This is a genomic window from Streptomyces sp. NPDC031100 (assembly GCF_055570785.1).
Genome location: NZ_JBVIGN010000009.1, coordinates 316,926 through 332,203, shown reverse-complemented (window position 1 = coordinate 332,203; position 15,278 = coordinate 316,926). Strand labels below are relative to the sequence as shown.

Below are 15,278 nucleotides of genomic sequence, written 5' to 3'. Positions count from 1 at the left end.
GTGGGGGGGGGGTGGTGGGGGGGGGGGGAGGGTGGAGGACACCCTCTCCCTTTTTGTTTCGGGGGGGAGGGGGGGGGGTTTCCCCTTTTTTGCTCCTCCCCCCCCCCCCCCCCCCCCCCACGGGCGCACCGACGCCGGCGGTGGGACGGCAATGCGTGGTGCGCGGGTGTCTGTCCCCGGGACAGGCACCGGACCGCCCTCCCTGCACTGCGGAGTCAGGTACTCCACCAGTCGTGAGGGGCCGCTGACGCCCGCGGCCCCAGGGGCGGCCGACAGCGAATCTAGCCCGGCCCGTGCCCCCAACCGGCCCTCCGGGCAAGGAATGTGCGGCACCCATACGGCGAGGCCCGAGCCCCCGTCAAAGTGCCGTCAAACAAGGCCGAGGAACCATCAGGAACGCGTCAACGTCGGCCATCGGTGGCCGAATCCGGTCGCAGACTGATCGTCAACGGGGGACGGGCGACCGTCCGTGGCGTGACGTTGGAGGGACCGTGACTCTCACGGCCGGGACAGCGCAGGGTGCAAGGACCGAGGGGGGCGCACCACCACGGCAGGAGAGGGCCGACCCGTCAGGGGGCAGCCCCGGACCGGAAAGACGCGGGGGTTCGCGGACGGGCGATCCCGGTCCGGGGCTGGCTCTTCATCGGCAGGTCGTGGCCGCGCGGGCCGCTCTGCGCCGTCGCCTGTGGGCCACCGTGCCCGCGCGGCTGCGTCTGCTGCGCGCGGCCACGCTCCTGTTCGCCACCGCCCTGGCTGTGACTCTGACCGTCGCCGGGCTGGCCGCGAACGGCACCTGGGACAGTGTGGCCGGACGCGACGCGCCGCGCACCACCAGCGCGGCCGACCTCAACCTCGCCCTGAACGACATGGACGCCCAGGCCGCCAACATCCTGCTGTCCAGCGGGGACGCGGGCAAGGTCCGGCTGCAAACGCCGTACGAGAAGGCGGTCGGCTTCTACGGCGACGCCCGGCGCGAGATCGGGCACGACCTGCGCGCCCTCGCCGTCGCGGCCCAGGGGGACCGGTCCGACGAGAGGACCGTGGAAAACCTGACCGACGACTTCGCCGAGTACCAGGAGCTGATCGGACGCGCCCTGGAGAACGACGGGCGTGCCGGCGGCAAGGCGTCCGCCCTGGCCGACTACCGCAGGGCGACGGACCTCCTGCAGAGCAGACTGCTCCCCGAGTCCCGCACCCTGGTCGACTCCAACGACCGTGCCTTCGACGCGGAGTACGGCGCCGCGCGCTCCGCCCTGGCCGGCCGGCTCGTCGCCGTCGTCGCGCTCGGCGTCCTCCTGCTCGCCGTGCTCGGCCTCCTCCAGTGGTACCTGGCCCGCCGCTTCCACCGGATCCTGAACCCCGGCGTCCTCGCCGCCACCGTGTGCACCCTGCTCGCCGTGGTCCTCGGCGCGCAGCTGCTCGCCTCGACGTCCGGGAACCTGCGCGTCGCCCGCCGCGACGCCTTCGACTCCGTCGTCGCGCTCTCCCGGGCCCGGGCCATCGCCTACGACGCCAACGCCGACGAGAGCCGCTACCTGCTCGATCCGCAGCGCCGGAAGCAGTACGAGAGCGCGTTCCTCGCCAAGTCCCAGAAGCTGTACGGCCTGAAGGGCGCGACCCTCGCCACGTACTACGGCGAAGTGGCCACCACCTGGCAGGCCTACGAGACCGACCGCCACGACCTGCGCTTCACCGGCGAGTTCCGGCGCGAGCTGGACAACGTCACCTTCCCCGGGGAGCGCACCGCGGCGGAACGGACCGTGCGGGCGTACGCCGTCTACGAGCACGACGACCGCAAGATCCGCTCGCTGGTCGCGACCGGGCAGGAACGGGTTGCCACCGAGTTCTGCATGGACTGGCAGCCCGGCACCTCCAACGCCCACTTCGGCGCATGGATGAAGGCCCTGGTCCAGGTGACGGACATCAACCGGGCCCACTTCGACTCGTCGGTGCGCGCGGGCCGTTCGGCCGTGAACACAGTCCTGCCCTGGGCGGCCGCCCTGCTGCTCGCCGCGATGGCGCTCACCGCACTCGGTCTGCGGCCGAGGCTGGCGGAGTTCCGCTGATCCGGTTCCTCATGCGTCCGACAGCCGAGCCTCCTCCAGGTCCAAGGACCGCTGCAGCCGGCGGCGCGTCGTGTCGCTGATGCGGTGGCCGTCGTAGAGGCGCTGGAGTTCCTCCGTCTCCACGGCGATCAGGTCGCGGCGCAGCTGGCGGTAGACCAGGTCGGCGGACTCGCCGGCCGCCGCGCTGCCGTTGCTCTCGGCGAGGCGGTCGCGGGCGTCCTCCAGCCGGGCGTTCAGGCCGCGGCGCAGGCGGTCGAGGACGACGTCCGGTACGGCCTCCAGCTCGGCCAGTTCCTCCAGCCGGGCGAGTCCCGCGTGGGCGAGGCGGGAGCGGGCCTCGATCTCCTCGCGCTCGGTGTGGGCGGGCTCCAGGGCGATGCCGGAGCGGCGGACGACCGGGGCGAGGGTGAAGCCCTGGACGACGAGGGTGACCACGACGACCGAGGTGGTCAGGACCAGGACGAGGGGCCGGTCGGCGAGCGGGGTGCCGTTCTTCATGACTTCCGGGATGGACAGGGCGGCAGCCAGCGGCATCACCCCGCGGGTGCCCGCCCAGGTCAGCACCATCGGCACCCGCCAGTTCATCCGGCCGATCCCGCCCCTGTGCTGGACGACCGCCGACAGCGGTGCGAGCCACAACAGGCGTACGGCGATGAGCGTGGCGGCGACGGCGAGGGCGTACAGCGGCCAGGCCCGGTCGCCGTCGGCCAGCGCCCGTACCTCCGCGGGCAGCGCCAGCCCTATGAGCGAGAAGACCACGCTCTCCAGCAGAAAGACGACCGTGCCGTACACGGCGTGCAGCTGGAGTCGTATCCGCGCGTTGGTGAGGCGGTCGCCGCGGCCGCCCAGGACCACCCCGGCCACCACGCACGACGTCACCCCGGAGGTGTGCGCGACCTCCGCCAGGAGATACGCGGCGTAGGGAGTGACCAGGGCTATCACGGTTTCCAGGACCGGTTCCTCGGTGCGCCGCCGGATCAGGGCCACCACCCCGGCCACCGCGGCGCCGATCACCGTACCGCCGCCGGCCAGCACCAGGAACTTGCCGCCCGCGGAGCCCCAGTTCGCCGCCGCCGACGCCACCGCGATGCCCGCCGCCACCCGGACCAACACCAGGGAGGTCGCGTCGTTGAACAGGCTCTCCGCCTGCACGAGGACCTGCACCTTCGGCGGCAGCGCGAGCCTGCGCCCGAGCGCGGTCACCGCCACCGGGTCGGTGCTGGCCAGCACCGCGCCCAGCACGAACGCCATCTGCCAGGACAGGGGAGTGACCAGGGCCGCCACCGCGGCGACGGCCGCCGCGGAGGCGAGAACCAACCCGATCGCAAGGATCCCGACCGGTTTCCACACCGCCCGCAGCTCCCGCCAGGGCATCTCCTCGGCGCTCGCGTACAGCAGCGGCGGCAGCACGACGAGCCCGATGATCTCGGGGCTGATCTCGATCTGCGGGGTGCCCGGCAGCAGGGCCACGGCGAGACCGGCGACGACGAGCAGGGAAGGCGCGGGAATGCGCCACCGGCGCGCGAAGGTCGCTACGACGGTGGCCAGTACGACCAGTGCCAGAACCGTCCCTACGCTGCGCATGCCGTCCCCCTGGGGCTTCACGGGAGCCACCCTGACTCCCCGCCGACCAGACTTCCCGGCACACCGCTTTCACCCTATCCGGCCACGGCACGTCAAGACAGTGTCAAGGTCCCCGGGACCGGTGCCAAGGAATCGCTAACACGGGCACCCCGCCGAGCCCGGAAGCGCTTCCTTAGGAGCAGTGACCCGCCCTCCCGAGGGAGTTGAGCCAGTGAGCGGAGTGCGTCGGCGACGATGAGTGACGTACGGCCCGGACGACTGAAGATCTACCTCGGGGCGGCCCCGGGAGTCGGCAAGACCTACCGGATGCTCGACGAGGGGCGCCGCCGTGCCGCCCGCGGGGCGGACGTGGTGGTGGGCTTCGCCGAGTGCCACGGCCGGACCCGCACCGAGGCCATGCTGGACGGCCTGGAGGTCGTCCCGCGGGCCCGGTGCGCCTACCGGGGCGGTGCGTTCGAGGAGATGGACCTGGCCGCGGTGCTCGCCCGCCGCCCGCAGGTCGCGATCGTGGACGAGTTCGCCCACAGCAACGTCCCCGGAGGCGGCCGCAACGCAAAGCGATGGCAGGACATCGAGGAACTCCTCGCCGCCGGCATCGACGTGATCACCGCGCTGAACATCCAGCACCTGGAGTCGCTCAACGACGTGGTCGAGAAGATCACGCACGTGCCCCAGCACGAGACGGTCCCGGACGACGTCGTCCGCCGCGCCCACCAGCTGGAACTCGTCGACATGCCCCCGGAGGGGCTGCGCCGCCGCATGGCGCACGGCAACATCTACGCGCCCGAGAAGATCGACGCGGCCCTCGCCAACTACTTCCGGCCCGGCAATCTGACCGCGCTGCGTCAGCTGGCGCTGCTGTGGGTGGCCGACCGGGTCGACGAGGCGCTCCAGGAGTACCGCACCGAGCACGGCATCGGCCGGGTGTGGGAGACGAGGGAGCGGGTCGTCGTCGCACTGACCGGCGGGCCGGAGGGGGACACGCTGATCCGGCGGGCCGCGCGGATCGCCGCCCGCTCCGCCGGGGGCGACCTGCTCGCCGTGCACGTGGCCCGCAGCGACGGCCTGGCCGCCGGAGTCTCGCACGCCTCGCTGGCCCGGCAGCGCCGGCTGGTGGAGGACCTGGGCGGCAGCTACCACTCGGTGGTCGGCGACGACATCGCGACGACGCTGGTGGAGTTCGCCCGCGCCGAGAACGCCACCCAGCTGGTCCTCGGCACCAGCCGCCGGGGACGGCTGGAACGGTTCGTCACCGGGCCCGGCACGGGCGAGACCGTCACCGAGCTGTCCGGCGACATCGACGTCCACCGCGTCACCCACGAGCGCTCAGGGCTCGGCACCCTGCTGCCCTCCCGGCGGCGCACCCTGTCCACCGCACGCCTGATCGCCGGACCGGTGGCCGGGCTCGTGCTCCCGGTGCTGCTGACGGTCTGCCTCGCCCAGGTGCGCGGGACGGTGAACCTGACCAGCGAGGCTCTGCTGTTCCTGCTCGCCGTGGTGGGCGTGGCCTGCATAGGCGGGGTCGCCTCGGCGGTGATCGCGTCGATCACGGCGTCGCTGCTGCTGAACTACTGGTTCATCCCGCCCGTCGGCCGGTTCACGCTGGACGACCCGAACGCGCTGCTCGCCCTCGCGGTGTTCGCGGTCGTCGCGGCCACGGTGGCCGGAGTCGTCGACCGCTCCCTCAGGCTGTCCCGGCGCTCGGCCAGGGCCACCGCCGAGGCCGAGACCATGTCGTCCCTGGCCGGCACCATCGTGCGCGGCGGCGCGACCATCCCGGCGCTGCTGGAGCGCACCCGGGAGACGTTCGGGATGGAGTCGGCGGAGCTGGTGGACGAGCCGCCCGGCACCGCGGACGTGACGGCCGTACCGGCCGGCCCCGGAGCCCATCTGGTGCTGCGCGGGCGCACCCTGTCCTCCTCCGAGCGGCGGGTGCTGGCCGCGTTCGCCGCGCACGTCGGCTCCGCGGTCGAGCGGGCCAGGCTCGCTCAGGCGGCGGCCGAGGTCGAGCCCGTCCGGGCCGCCGACCGGATGCGTACGGCGCTGCTGCGGGCCGTCGGCCACGATCTGCGCACCCCGCTCGCCGCCGGCTGGGCCGCCGTCACCTCCCTGCGCAGTAGCGAGGTCGAGTTCTCCGCCGCCGACCGGGAGGAACTCCTCGCCACCGCCGACGCGTCCATGGCCAAGCTGAACCGGCTGGTGGAGAACCTCCTCGACCTCAGCCGTCTGGAGGCGGGCGCCCTCACCCTGAACCTGCGCGCGACTTCCCTGGAGGAGGTGCTGCCCATGGCGCTGGCGGACGTTTCCGGCGTCGAGGTGGCGGACACGGAGGCGATCCCGGCGGTGCTGGCCGACCCACCGCTGCTGGAGCGGGTGATCGCCAACCTCGCGAGCAACGCCGCCCGGCACACCCCGCCCGGCCGGAAGGTGCTGGTCACCGCAAGCGCGCTGGCGGGCCGGGTGGAGCTGCGGGTCGTGGACCGGGGCCCCGGACTTCCCCAGGCCGGCCGGGAGCGCCTCTTCGAGCCGTTCCAGCGTCTCGGCGACACCGACAACACCACCGGCCTCGGGCTCGGGCTCGCCCTCGCCCGCGGCCTGACCGAGGCGATGAGCGGCACCCTCACCCCCGAGGACACCCCCGGCGGCGGCCTGACCATGGTCGTGTCGCTGCCGTTCGCCGAACAGCACGCGCACCCGCAGGGCGCGCAGAGTGTGGGAGGTGCCTGATGAGCACCGAGACCAGTACATTCCGACTGCGCAGGGCGCGCCCGGTGCCGGTCACATGGCCACTCCGCGACCGGCTCGCCCTCGCGGCGGGCGTCGTAGCCCCGCTCCTGGTGGCGGCGGCTCTCGTGCCGTTCCGTACGGACCTGTCGCGCACGAACGCCGCTCTGGTCCTCGTCGTCGTGGTCGTCGCGGTGGCCGCGCTGGGGAGCCGCACGGCGGGTGCCGTGGCGGCGCTGTCGGCGGCGGCTTGGTTTGACTTCTTCCTCACCCGGCCGTACGAGAAGTTCGACATCACCGCGTCCGCCGACGTGGAGACGGCGGTCCTGTTGCTCGTCGGCCGCTTCATGCTCACCGTTCCTGAAGACTGAGCGGGAGTGAGTCCTGTTGCCAGGACGCATGCTCAGCCGCGTGCCCCGAACGGTGTTGGGCACGCTGGTCGCCCGCTTTCGCTCCGCGCCCGGGCGGCACGCATCTCGTGCGTGGTCCGGGAATGCGGGGGCGGGGTCCCTCACGCCCCGGGGTACCTGGTCCGGCCTGGGCGGTCCGATGCCCGTACCCATCGCTCTGGTGAGTACGGGGCGGTGCCGTCCGTCGCCGGATCGGGAGCCCCAGGGCGCGCCGTCCGATTGCCACGGCCGCAGCATCGTGGCGAGTGGTCTTACGGGTCTTTGTGGTCAGGGGCTTTTGCCAGTGCTGGGCGCCCCACATCGAGGTGTAGGCCGGGTCGACCGCGACAATCGCGATGTCGTGTTCGGCGGCCATCGACACCAGCCGGGCCTTGAGCTTCGCGGTGGGGAAGCGTGTGACGAGGCGGCGGAAACGCTTGTTGCGGCCGTGTCTCTCCCGGGACTTACCGTCGGTGAAGTCGAGGTCCTCGATGGCGATTGCCACGGCCCCACGGTGGCGGGTGTGGTGCAGCAGCCGGGTCAGGGCGTGCCGGATCTGCGCATCCCGGTGCCTGGTGTTGCCCGACAGGTCGTAGAAGAAGCGCCGGGGCTCGCCGACCGGGTTGCCGCATACGTCGACGTGCCAGGCGGCGAGGTGGTCGTCGTTCATGTCCACCGCCACCACACCGCGGGCGAGGGCCGCCTCCAAGGGGAGTACCGGGACGGCCGCCCGTTGCCAGGAGGCGGTGACATACCAGCGGCCGCGCAGGACGTCGTGGTGGATGCGGTAGGCCACCGCCCGGTCGGTGGTGACCCGGTCGAGCCATTCCGCGCCTCGGTGTTTGAACTCCACGACGGCATCCAGCACATACCGGCCGTGCGGGGCGTTCGCGAGATGGGCCAGGGCGGCGGGGAGCCTGATCGAGATGTGCCCGGTGTCGGTGACGCGGATGGTCTCGTTGCCACAGCGCTTGCCGGACTCGCCGTCGGCAGCCAGGAACATCCGCGCGTCCTGCCAGCGCTCCCGCCACGTCCGCTCGTCCAGCCCGGCCTGGTCCAAGTGATGGCGCAGCCGGGCGAGCTGCTTGCCGCCGCGCACCACGCGGACCCGGCCAGCCGCCCAGTCCGCCTCCACAGCCGTCAGCCGGTCCTTGAGCGCGTGGAGGCGGCGGGACTTGGCGTGCCACTCTGTCCGCGAGCCGTAGCCGCGCGGCAGCCGGGCACGTTTGTCGGCCTTGGCGCCCAGCGGCCGCGCCAGCCTTGCCTCGATCGACGTGATTTGCCTGCCTAGCCAGGCCATCTCCGCCGCCTGGCCACGCCGGGCCGACGCCCACTGGTCGTGTGTGGCCTTGGTGATGCTGCCCGCCCAACGGGCAGACGAGACGCCGGTCAGATTCCGCTTCCGCACTGCCCACGAGGCGGCGTCGTGCTTCAGGCCCTGCCGGGAGCGTTCCGCGAGATCCCCGGCGGCTAGTGCGCCGAGGAGCGCCCCGACCTCGCCAAGCACCGCGACATCCGTTGCCGACACCCGCAGCCGGGTCCGGATCGCCACCCCCGCCGGACCGGGCACCACGAAGGGCGCTGCTAGCTCCCGCAGACCGCCCACCCGTCACCCCTGTACCGGCGCCGAAAACCCTTTCATCGCAACCAACGACCGCCGTCCGAAAAGGGCCGATCAGACCAGGGCCGCCCTGGACATGTCGGGGCCGGCCACCTGACCCGTGCGTCCGACCCGTCAAGATCCCGTCAAAGTCGGGCGGTCGGGCGCGAAGATGCCGCAAGGAACACTCGGACACGATCGCGACGGGACACAACCTGGGTGCACCCGAGCACCGTTCAGCCCTCGTGCGCGGCTGAACGAAGAAGGAGCACGCACCCATGTCCGTCCTGACCCTCGAACCGGGCGCCGCCCCCACCGACGAAGAGCCCCCTGATACCGGGGAACGGCATCGCCTGACCGCCGTCACCGGTCTCGCCGCGCTGTCGCTGGACGCCATGGCGTCGGTGGCGTACGGCCCGGAGGCGATCGTGCTGGTGCTGGCCGGTGCGGGCGCGCACGGTCTCGGCTTCACCCTGCCGGTCACCCTGGCCATCGCCGGGCTCCTCGCGGTGCTGGTGGCGTCGTACCGGCAGGTCATCGCGGCCTTCCCGGACGGTGGCGGCTCCTATGCGGTGGCCAAGACGCACTTGGGTGCGCGGACCAGCCTGGTGGCGGCCGCCTCGCTGATCCTCGACTACGTCCTCAACGTCGCCGTCGCCGTCACCGCGGGCGTGGCCGCCCTGACCTCCGCTTTCCCGGGCCTCTACGACGACCGGCTGTGGCTGTGCCTGGCGGTGCTCGTGCTGATCACGGGCGTCAATCTGCGGGGCATCGTGGAGTCGGCGAAGGCGTTCATCGTGCCGACGGTCGTCTTCGTCGGCTCGATCTTCGTGCTGATCATCGTGGGGCTGTTCCGCTCTCACCCCGTGAGCACGGCCACCGCGGCCGGGCACGCCTCGGTCCTCGCGGACAACGCCTCCAGCGTCGGCGCCCTGCTCCTGCTGAAAGCCTTCGCCTCCGGGTGCAGCGCCCTGACCGGCGTCGAGGCCATCGCCAACGCCGTCCCCTCCTTCCGCGTCCCGCGGGCCCGGCGGGCCCAGCGCGCGGAGGTCGCGCTCGGTGCCGTCCTCGGCCTGATGCTGATCGGCCTGTCGGTGCTGATCTCCCGCTTCCACCTCCAGCCGGTCGAGGGTGTCACGGTCCTCGCCCAGCTCGCCGACGCCTCCCTCGGCCACAACTGGGCCTTCTACGTCATCCAGTTCGCGACGATGATCCTGCTGGCGCTGTCCGCGAACACCTCCTTCGGCGGGCTGCCGGTGCTGCTGAAGCTGCTCGCCGGCGACAACTACCTGCCGCACGTCTTCGCCCTGAAGGCCGACCGCCAGGTCCACCGGCACGGCGTGCTCGCACTCGCCCTGGTCTCGGCCGCGCTGCTGGTCTTCTCGGGCGGCGACACCAACACCCTGGTGCCGCTGTTCGCCATCGGGGTGCTCGTCGGCTTCACGATCGCGCAGGTGGGCATGGTCCGGCACTGGCGCCTGGAGCAGGGGAGGGGCTGGCGCGGGAAGGCGCTGCTGAACGGCTTCGGCGCGGTGCTCACCGGTGTCTCGACGGTCGTCGTCACCGCGAGCAAGTTCGAAGAGGGCGCCTGGCTGATCGTGGTGGCGCTGCCCCTGCTGGTCGCCGCCTTCGGCGCCGTGCACCGCGCCTACGCCCGGATCGGCGAGCGACTCGGCCTCGGCCGCATCCCCGAGGCACCGCACCGCGACCGCTCGCTGGTGATCGTCCCCGTCTCGTCCCTGTCCCGGCTCACCTCCGAGGCGCTGACGGCCGCGGCCTCCCTGGGCGACGAGGTGCGTGCGGTGACCGTGTGCTACCCGGACCCGGAGGACCGCACGCAGCTGCACGCCCTGGAGCGCGCCTGGGCCGAGTGGGACCCGGGGGTGGAGCTGGTGCGGCTGTCCTGCGCGCGGCGCAGCCTGGGCCGTCCCATCGCCGCGTACGTCCGTGAGGTGGCCGCCGCCGAGCCGGCCACGCGGGTCACCGTGCTGATCCCCGAGACGGAGCCGGAGCGGCTGTGGCAGCGGCTGCTGCAGAACCAGCGGGGCGCCGTCGTCGCCCACGCCGTACGGCGGGAGACGGACGCGGTGATCTGCCGGCTGCGGTTCCGGGTGCTCTGAGCGCAGCAGCCGTAAGAGACCCGTCAAAGCCGTAGGGGCAGCCGTAAGAGGGCCGTCAACGGCGGTCGGATCCGGCCAGCCAGGCGCTTTCCTCGAACCGTCCGTTTCAACCGAACCTCACTCCAGGAGTTCGCGATGGCCGATCTGGCCTTCGTCGTCACCGTGCTCGCGGGTTTCGCGCTGGTGGCCCTCGTCGCCAAGGGGGTGACGAAGCTGTGACCGTCGAGAACATCGTCGGCCTGGTCGTGGCCGTCGCCCTGCTGGGCTATCTCGTCCTCGCCCTGATCTTCCCGGAGAGGTTCTGAGACACGACATGGGTCCCGTACTCGCAGGCGTGCTCCAGCTGCTCGCCCTCATAGGCGCGCTGGCGCTCGTCTACATCCCGGTCGGTAATTACATGGCCCGGGTCTACTCCTCCGACAAGCACCTGCGCGTCGAGAAGTGGATCTACAAGGCCATCGGCGCCAACCCCGACGCCGAGATGACCTGGCCCGCGTACCTGCGCGGCATCCTCGCCTTCTCGACCGTCAGCGTCCTCTTCCTCTACCTGCTCCAGCGGCTCCAGGGCATCCTGCCCGGCTCGATGGGCTTCTCCTCGGTCAACCCGGCGCAGTCGTTCAACACGGCCGTGTCCTTCGTGACCAACACCAACTGGCAGTCGTACTACGGCGAGCAGACCATGGGTCACGTCGTGCAGACGGCCGGGCTCGCCGTGCAGAACTTCGTCTCCGCTGCCGTCGGCATGGCCGTGGCGGTCGCCCTCGTACGCGGCTTCGCGCGCTCGCGCACCGGTGAACTGGGCAATTTCTGGAGCGACTTGGTGCGCGGCACCCTGCGCATCCTGGTGCCGATCGCCGCCGTCGCCGCGGTGATCCTCGTCGCCTGCGGTGCCCTCCAGAACTTCTCCGGCATCCACGAGGTCGGCCAGTTCATGGGTGGTTCGCAGCAGTGGAACGGCGGCGCGGTCGCCTCCACGGAGGCCATCAAGGAGCTGGGCACCAACGGCGGTGGCGTCTTCAACGCCAACTCCGCCCACCCGTTCGAGAACCCGACGCCGTTCACCAACCTCTTCGAGATCTTCCTGATCCTGGTGATCCCGTTCTCGCTGACCCGCACCTTCGGCGTGCTGGTCGGCTCGGTGAAGCAGGGCTACGCCATCCTCGCCACGATGTTCACCATCTGGCTGGGCTTCACCGCGCTGATGATGTGGACCGAGTTCGCCCACCACGGCCCGGCGCTCCAGGCGGCCGGCGGCGCGATGGAGGGCAAGGAGGTCCGCTTCGGGGTCGGCTCCTCGTCGATCTTCGCGGTGTCGACCACGCTCACCTCGACCGGTGCGGTGGACTCCTTCCACTCGTCCTTCACCGGCCTCGGCGGCGGCATCACGATGCTCGGCATGATGCTGGGCGAGATCGCGCCCGGCGGTACCGGCTCCGGCCTCTACGGCATGCTGATCATGGCGGTCATCGCGGTGTTCATCGCCGGTCTGATGGTGGGCCGTACGCCCGAGTACCTGGGCAAGAAGATCGGCGCCCGCGAGATGAAGCTGGCCGCCGCGTACATCCTGATCACCCCGGCGCTGGTGCTCGTCTTCTCCGCGGCCTCCATGGCGCTGCCGACCCCGCCGAACTCGATGCTCAACTCGGGTGCGCACGGCTTCTCCGAGGTGCTGTACGCCTTCACGTCGGCGTCGAACAACAACGGCTCGGCCTTCGCCGGCCTGAACGCGAACACCGACTGGTACAACACCATGACCGGACTCGCGATGCTCTTCGGCCGCTTCCTGCCGATGGTGTTCGTGCTGGCGCTGGCCGGCTCGCTCGCCGAGCAGAAGCCCGTCCCGGTGACCGCGGGCACCCTGCGCACCGAGAAGCCGCTGTTCACCGGCCTGCTGGTGGGCGCGATCCTGATCATCACCGGTCTCACGTACTTCCCGGCCCTGGCGCTGGGGCCGCTCGCCGAAGGGCTGGCGTGATGAGCACCGACGTACAGAAGCACGAGGACTCGATGTCCACTCCCACTCTCGCGCCCCATCAGGACGCGCCGACCGGGCACAAGCCCGCCGAGGGCCGTGTCGGTGCGGGCCTGTTCGACCCCAAGGCGCTGGTCAAGTCGCTGCCGGACGCGTTCCACAAGCTCGACCCGCGGGTGATGGTCAAGTCGCCCGTGATGTTCGTGGTGTGGATCGGCTCCGTGCTCACCACGGTGTTCTCCGTCAAGGACCCGGCCGACTGGTTCGGCTGGACGATCAGCGCCTGGCTGTGGCTGACCGTGATCTTCGCCAACCTCGCGGAGGCGGTCGCGGAAGGCCGTGGCAAGGCGCAGGCCGACACTTTGCGCAAGGCCAAGACCGACACGGTCGCGCGGCGGCTGCTGAAGGACGGTACCGAGGAGCAGGTCCCCGGCACGGCCCTGACCATCGGTGACCTGGTGGTCTGCGAGGCCGGCGACATCATCCCGGGTGACGGTGACGTGATCGAGGGCGTCGCATCCGTCGACGAGTCGGCGATCACCGGTGAGTCCGCTCCGGTGATCCGTGAGTCCGGTGGTGACCGCTCGGCCGTGACCGGCGGTACGAAGGTGCTGTCCGACCGGATCGTCATCAAGATCACGACGAAGCCGGGCGAGACCTTCATCGACCGGATGATCAACCTGGTCGAGGGCGCGGCCCGGCAGAAGACGCCGAACGAGATCGCGCTGAACATCCTGCTCGCCTCGCTGACGATCGTCTTCCTGCTCGCGGTGGCCACCCTGCCGCCGTTCGCCGACTACGCGGGCACGCACCTGACGATGGTCGTGCTGGTCGCCCTGCTGGTCTGTCTGATCCCGACCACCATCGGCGCCCTGCTCTCCGCGATCGGCATCGCGGGCATGGACCGTCTGGTGCAGCGCAACGTGCTGGCGATGTCGGGCCGTGCGGTCGAGGCCGCCGGTGACGTCTCCACGCTGCTGCTCGACAAGACCGGCACCATCACCCTCGGCAACCGTCAGGCCGCCGAGTTCGTGCCGGTGCGCGGGACGACGGAGGCCGAGGTCGCCGACGCCGCCCAGCTCTCCTCGCTGGCCGACGAGACGCCCGAGGGCCGCTCCATCGTCGTCCTGGCGAAGGAGAAGTACGGGCTGCGCGAGCGCCACCAGGGCGAGCTGGCGCACGCCGAGTGGATCGCCTTCACCGCCCAGACCCGTATGTCCGGCGTGGACGTCGACGGCCGCAAGGTCCGCAAGGGCGCCACCGCCTCGGTCATCGCCTGGGTGGAGGAGGAGGGCGGCCAGGTCGCCGAGGACGCGGACACGATCGCGAACCGCATCTCCGAGGCCGGCGGCACCCCGCTGCTCGTCGCCGTCAAGGACGACAAGGGCGCCCGCGTCCTGGGTGTCATCTACCTCAAGGACGTCGTCAAGGACGGCATGCGGGAGCGGTTCGAGGAGCTGCGCCGCATGGGCATCAAGACGGTCATGATCACGGGTGACAACCCGCTGACCGCCAAGGCGATCGCCGAGGAGGCGGGCGTCGACGACTTCCTGGCGGAGGCCACTCCCGAGGACAAGATGGCCCTCATCAAGCGGGAGCAGGCCGGCGGCAAGCTGGTCGCGATGACCGGCGACGGCACCAACGACGCCCCGGCCCTCGCCCAGGCGGACGTCGGCGTGGCCATGAACACCGGTACGTCGGCCGCCAAGGAGGCCGGCAACATGGTCGACCTCGACTCCAACCCGACCAAGCTCATCGAAATCGTCGAGATCGGCAAGCAGCTCCTCATCACCCGGGGCGCGTTGACGACGTTCTCCATCGCCAACGACGTCGCGAAGTACTTCGCGATCATCCCGGCGCTGTTCGCGGCGGTCTACCCGGGCCTGGACAAGCTGAACGTCATGCAGCTGTCCTCGCCGAACTCCGCGATCCTGTCGGCCGTCGTCTTCAACGCGCTGATCATCATCGCGCTGGTGCCGCTGTCCCTGAAGGGCGTGCAGTACCGGCCGATGAGCGCGGACAAGATGCTGCGGCGCAACCTCGGGATCTACGGCATCGGCGGCCTGATCGCGCCCTTCATCGGCATCAAGATCATCGACGTGATCATCTCCTTCATCCCCGGGATCGGCTGATCGCCATGAACAACTCCGTAACCAACACCCTCCGGTTGCTGGGGGCGGGCCTTCGGGCGCTGCTCGTGCTGACCCTGGTCACCGGCGTCATCTACCCGCTGGTCGTCACCGGCATCGCCCAGACGGCGTTCCACGACAAGGCGAACGGCTCCGAGATCAAGGCGGACGGCAAGGTCGTCGGCTCGTCCCTGATCGGGCAACAGGGTTACAGCCTCAAGTACTTCCAGCCCCGCCCGGCGAACGGTCTCGGCACGAACAGCCTCAACTCCCAGTACAAGCTGATCCTTTCGGGTGCCACCAACCTGTCCGCGGACAGCAAGGTGCTCCTCAAGCAGGTCGAGGACGCCAAGGCCAAGGTGGTCAAGGACAACTCCGTTCCCGGCTACACCGTGAAGCCGTCCGACGTCCCCGCCGACGCCGTCACCTCTTCCGGCTCCGGTCTGGACCCGGCCGTCTCCCCGGAGTACGCCGAACTCCAGGTCCACCGTGTCGCGGAGAAGAACGGTCTGTCCGTGGCAGCGGTCGAGAAGCTGGTCAAGGACCACACCACCGGCCGCACGCTCGGCTTCATGGGGGAGCCCCGCGTGAACGTCCTGGAACTCAACATCGCGCTCAAGGACCTCGCGGCGAAGAAGTGACCGCCTTACGCGATTCGCACGGGGAGTCGGCACCTCCGGGTGCCGGCTCCCGC

Annotated in this window: 10 protein-coding genes; 8 read left to right on the top strand and 2 right to left on the bottom strand. The window is 71.1% G+C overall.

Annotation, left to right across the window (positions count from 1 at the left end):
- Nucleotides 1-653: 653 nt before the first annotated feature.
- Complete coding sequence (locus ACZ5DS_RS26130) at nt 654-2,066, top strand: hypothetical protein (RefSeq protein WP_468242831.1); 1,413 nt, start codon at nt 654-656, stop codon at nt 2,064-2,066.
- A gap of 9 nt (nt 2,067-2,075) precedes the next feature.
- On the opposite strand, the gene ACZ5DS_RS26125 is transcribed toward ACZ5DS_RS26130, so the two are convergent.
- Complete coding sequence (locus ACZ5DS_RS26125) at nt 2,076-3,650, bottom strand: Na+/H+ antiporter (protein WP_468242828.1); 1,575 nt, start codon at nt 3,648-3,650, stop codon at nt 2,076-2,078.
- A 234-nt stretch (nt 3,651-3,884) separates the two neighbouring features.
- On the opposite strand from ACZ5DS_RS26125, the gene ACZ5DS_RS26120 reads away from it, so the two are divergent.
- Both ACZ5DS_RS26120 and ACZ5DS_RS26115 read left to right on the top strand, forming a co-directional pair.
- The gene (locus ACZ5DS_RS26120) at nt 3,885-6,377 is read left to right on the top strand and encodes a sensor histidine kinase (RefSeq protein ID WP_468242825.1); all 2,493 of its coding nucleotides are present in this window, start codon (nt 3,885-3,887) and stop codon (nt 6,375-6,377) included.
- Nucleotides 6,377-6,745, top strand: a complete 369-nt coding sequence (locus ACZ5DS_RS26115; RefSeq protein WP_468242823.1) for a DUF4118 domain-containing protein — start codon at nt 6,377-6,379, stop codon at nt 6,743-6,745. The genes ACZ5DS_RS26120 and ACZ5DS_RS26115 overlap by 1 nt, the downstream gene beginning before the upstream one ends.
- On the opposite strand, the gene ACZ5DS_RS26110 is transcribed toward ACZ5DS_RS26115, so the two are convergent.
- Entirely contained in the window at nt 6,726-8,369 is a 1,644-nt protein-coding gene (locus ACZ5DS_RS26110) for an IS200/IS605 family accessory protein TnpB-related protein (RefSeq protein ID WP_468242821.1), read from the bottom strand. The genes ACZ5DS_RS26115 and ACZ5DS_RS26110 overlap by 20 nt on opposite strands.
- Nucleotides 8,370-8,641: 272 nt before the next feature.
- On the opposite strand from ACZ5DS_RS26110, the gene ACZ5DS_RS26105 reads away from it, so the two are divergent.
- From ACZ5DS_RS26105 to ACZ5DS_RS26085, 5 genes are all read left to right on the top strand, one after another.
- Nucleotides 8,642-10,483 (top strand): APC family permease, encoded by a 1,842-nt coding sequence (locus ACZ5DS_RS26105; RefSeq protein WP_468242819.1) that lies wholly within the window; start codon nt 8,642-8,644, stop codon nt 10,481-10,483.
- A 215-nt stretch (nt 10,484-10,698) separates the two neighbouring features.
- A complete protein-coding gene (gene kdpF, locus ACZ5DS_RS26100; protein ID WP_067057375.1) occupies nt 10,699-10,788 on the top strand; it encodes a K(+)-transporting ATPase subunit F in 90 nt (29 codons plus the stop codon).
- Nucleotides 10,789-10,796: 8 nt separating this feature from the next.
- On the top strand, nt 10,797-12,458 hold the full coding sequence (gene kdpA / locus ACZ5DS_RS26095; protein ID WP_468242817.1) for a potassium-transporting ATPase subunit KdpA: 1,662 nt from the start codon (nt 10,797-10,799) through the stop codon (nt 12,456-12,458).
- Nucleotides 12,458-14,587, top strand: a complete 2,130-nt coding sequence (gene kdpB, locus ACZ5DS_RS26090; protein ID WP_468242814.1) for a potassium-transporting ATPase subunit KdpB — start codon at nt 12,458-12,460, stop codon at nt 14,585-14,587. The genes kdpA and kdpB overlap by 1 nt, the downstream gene beginning before the upstream one ends.
- 5 nt (nt 14,588-14,592) lie before the next feature.
- Complete coding sequence (locus ACZ5DS_RS26085; protein WP_468242812.1) at nt 14,593-15,225, top strand: potassium-transporting ATPase subunit C; 633 nt, start codon at nt 14,593-14,595, stop codon at nt 15,223-15,225.
- The last annotated feature ends 53 nt before the right edge of the window (nt 15,226-15,278 follow it).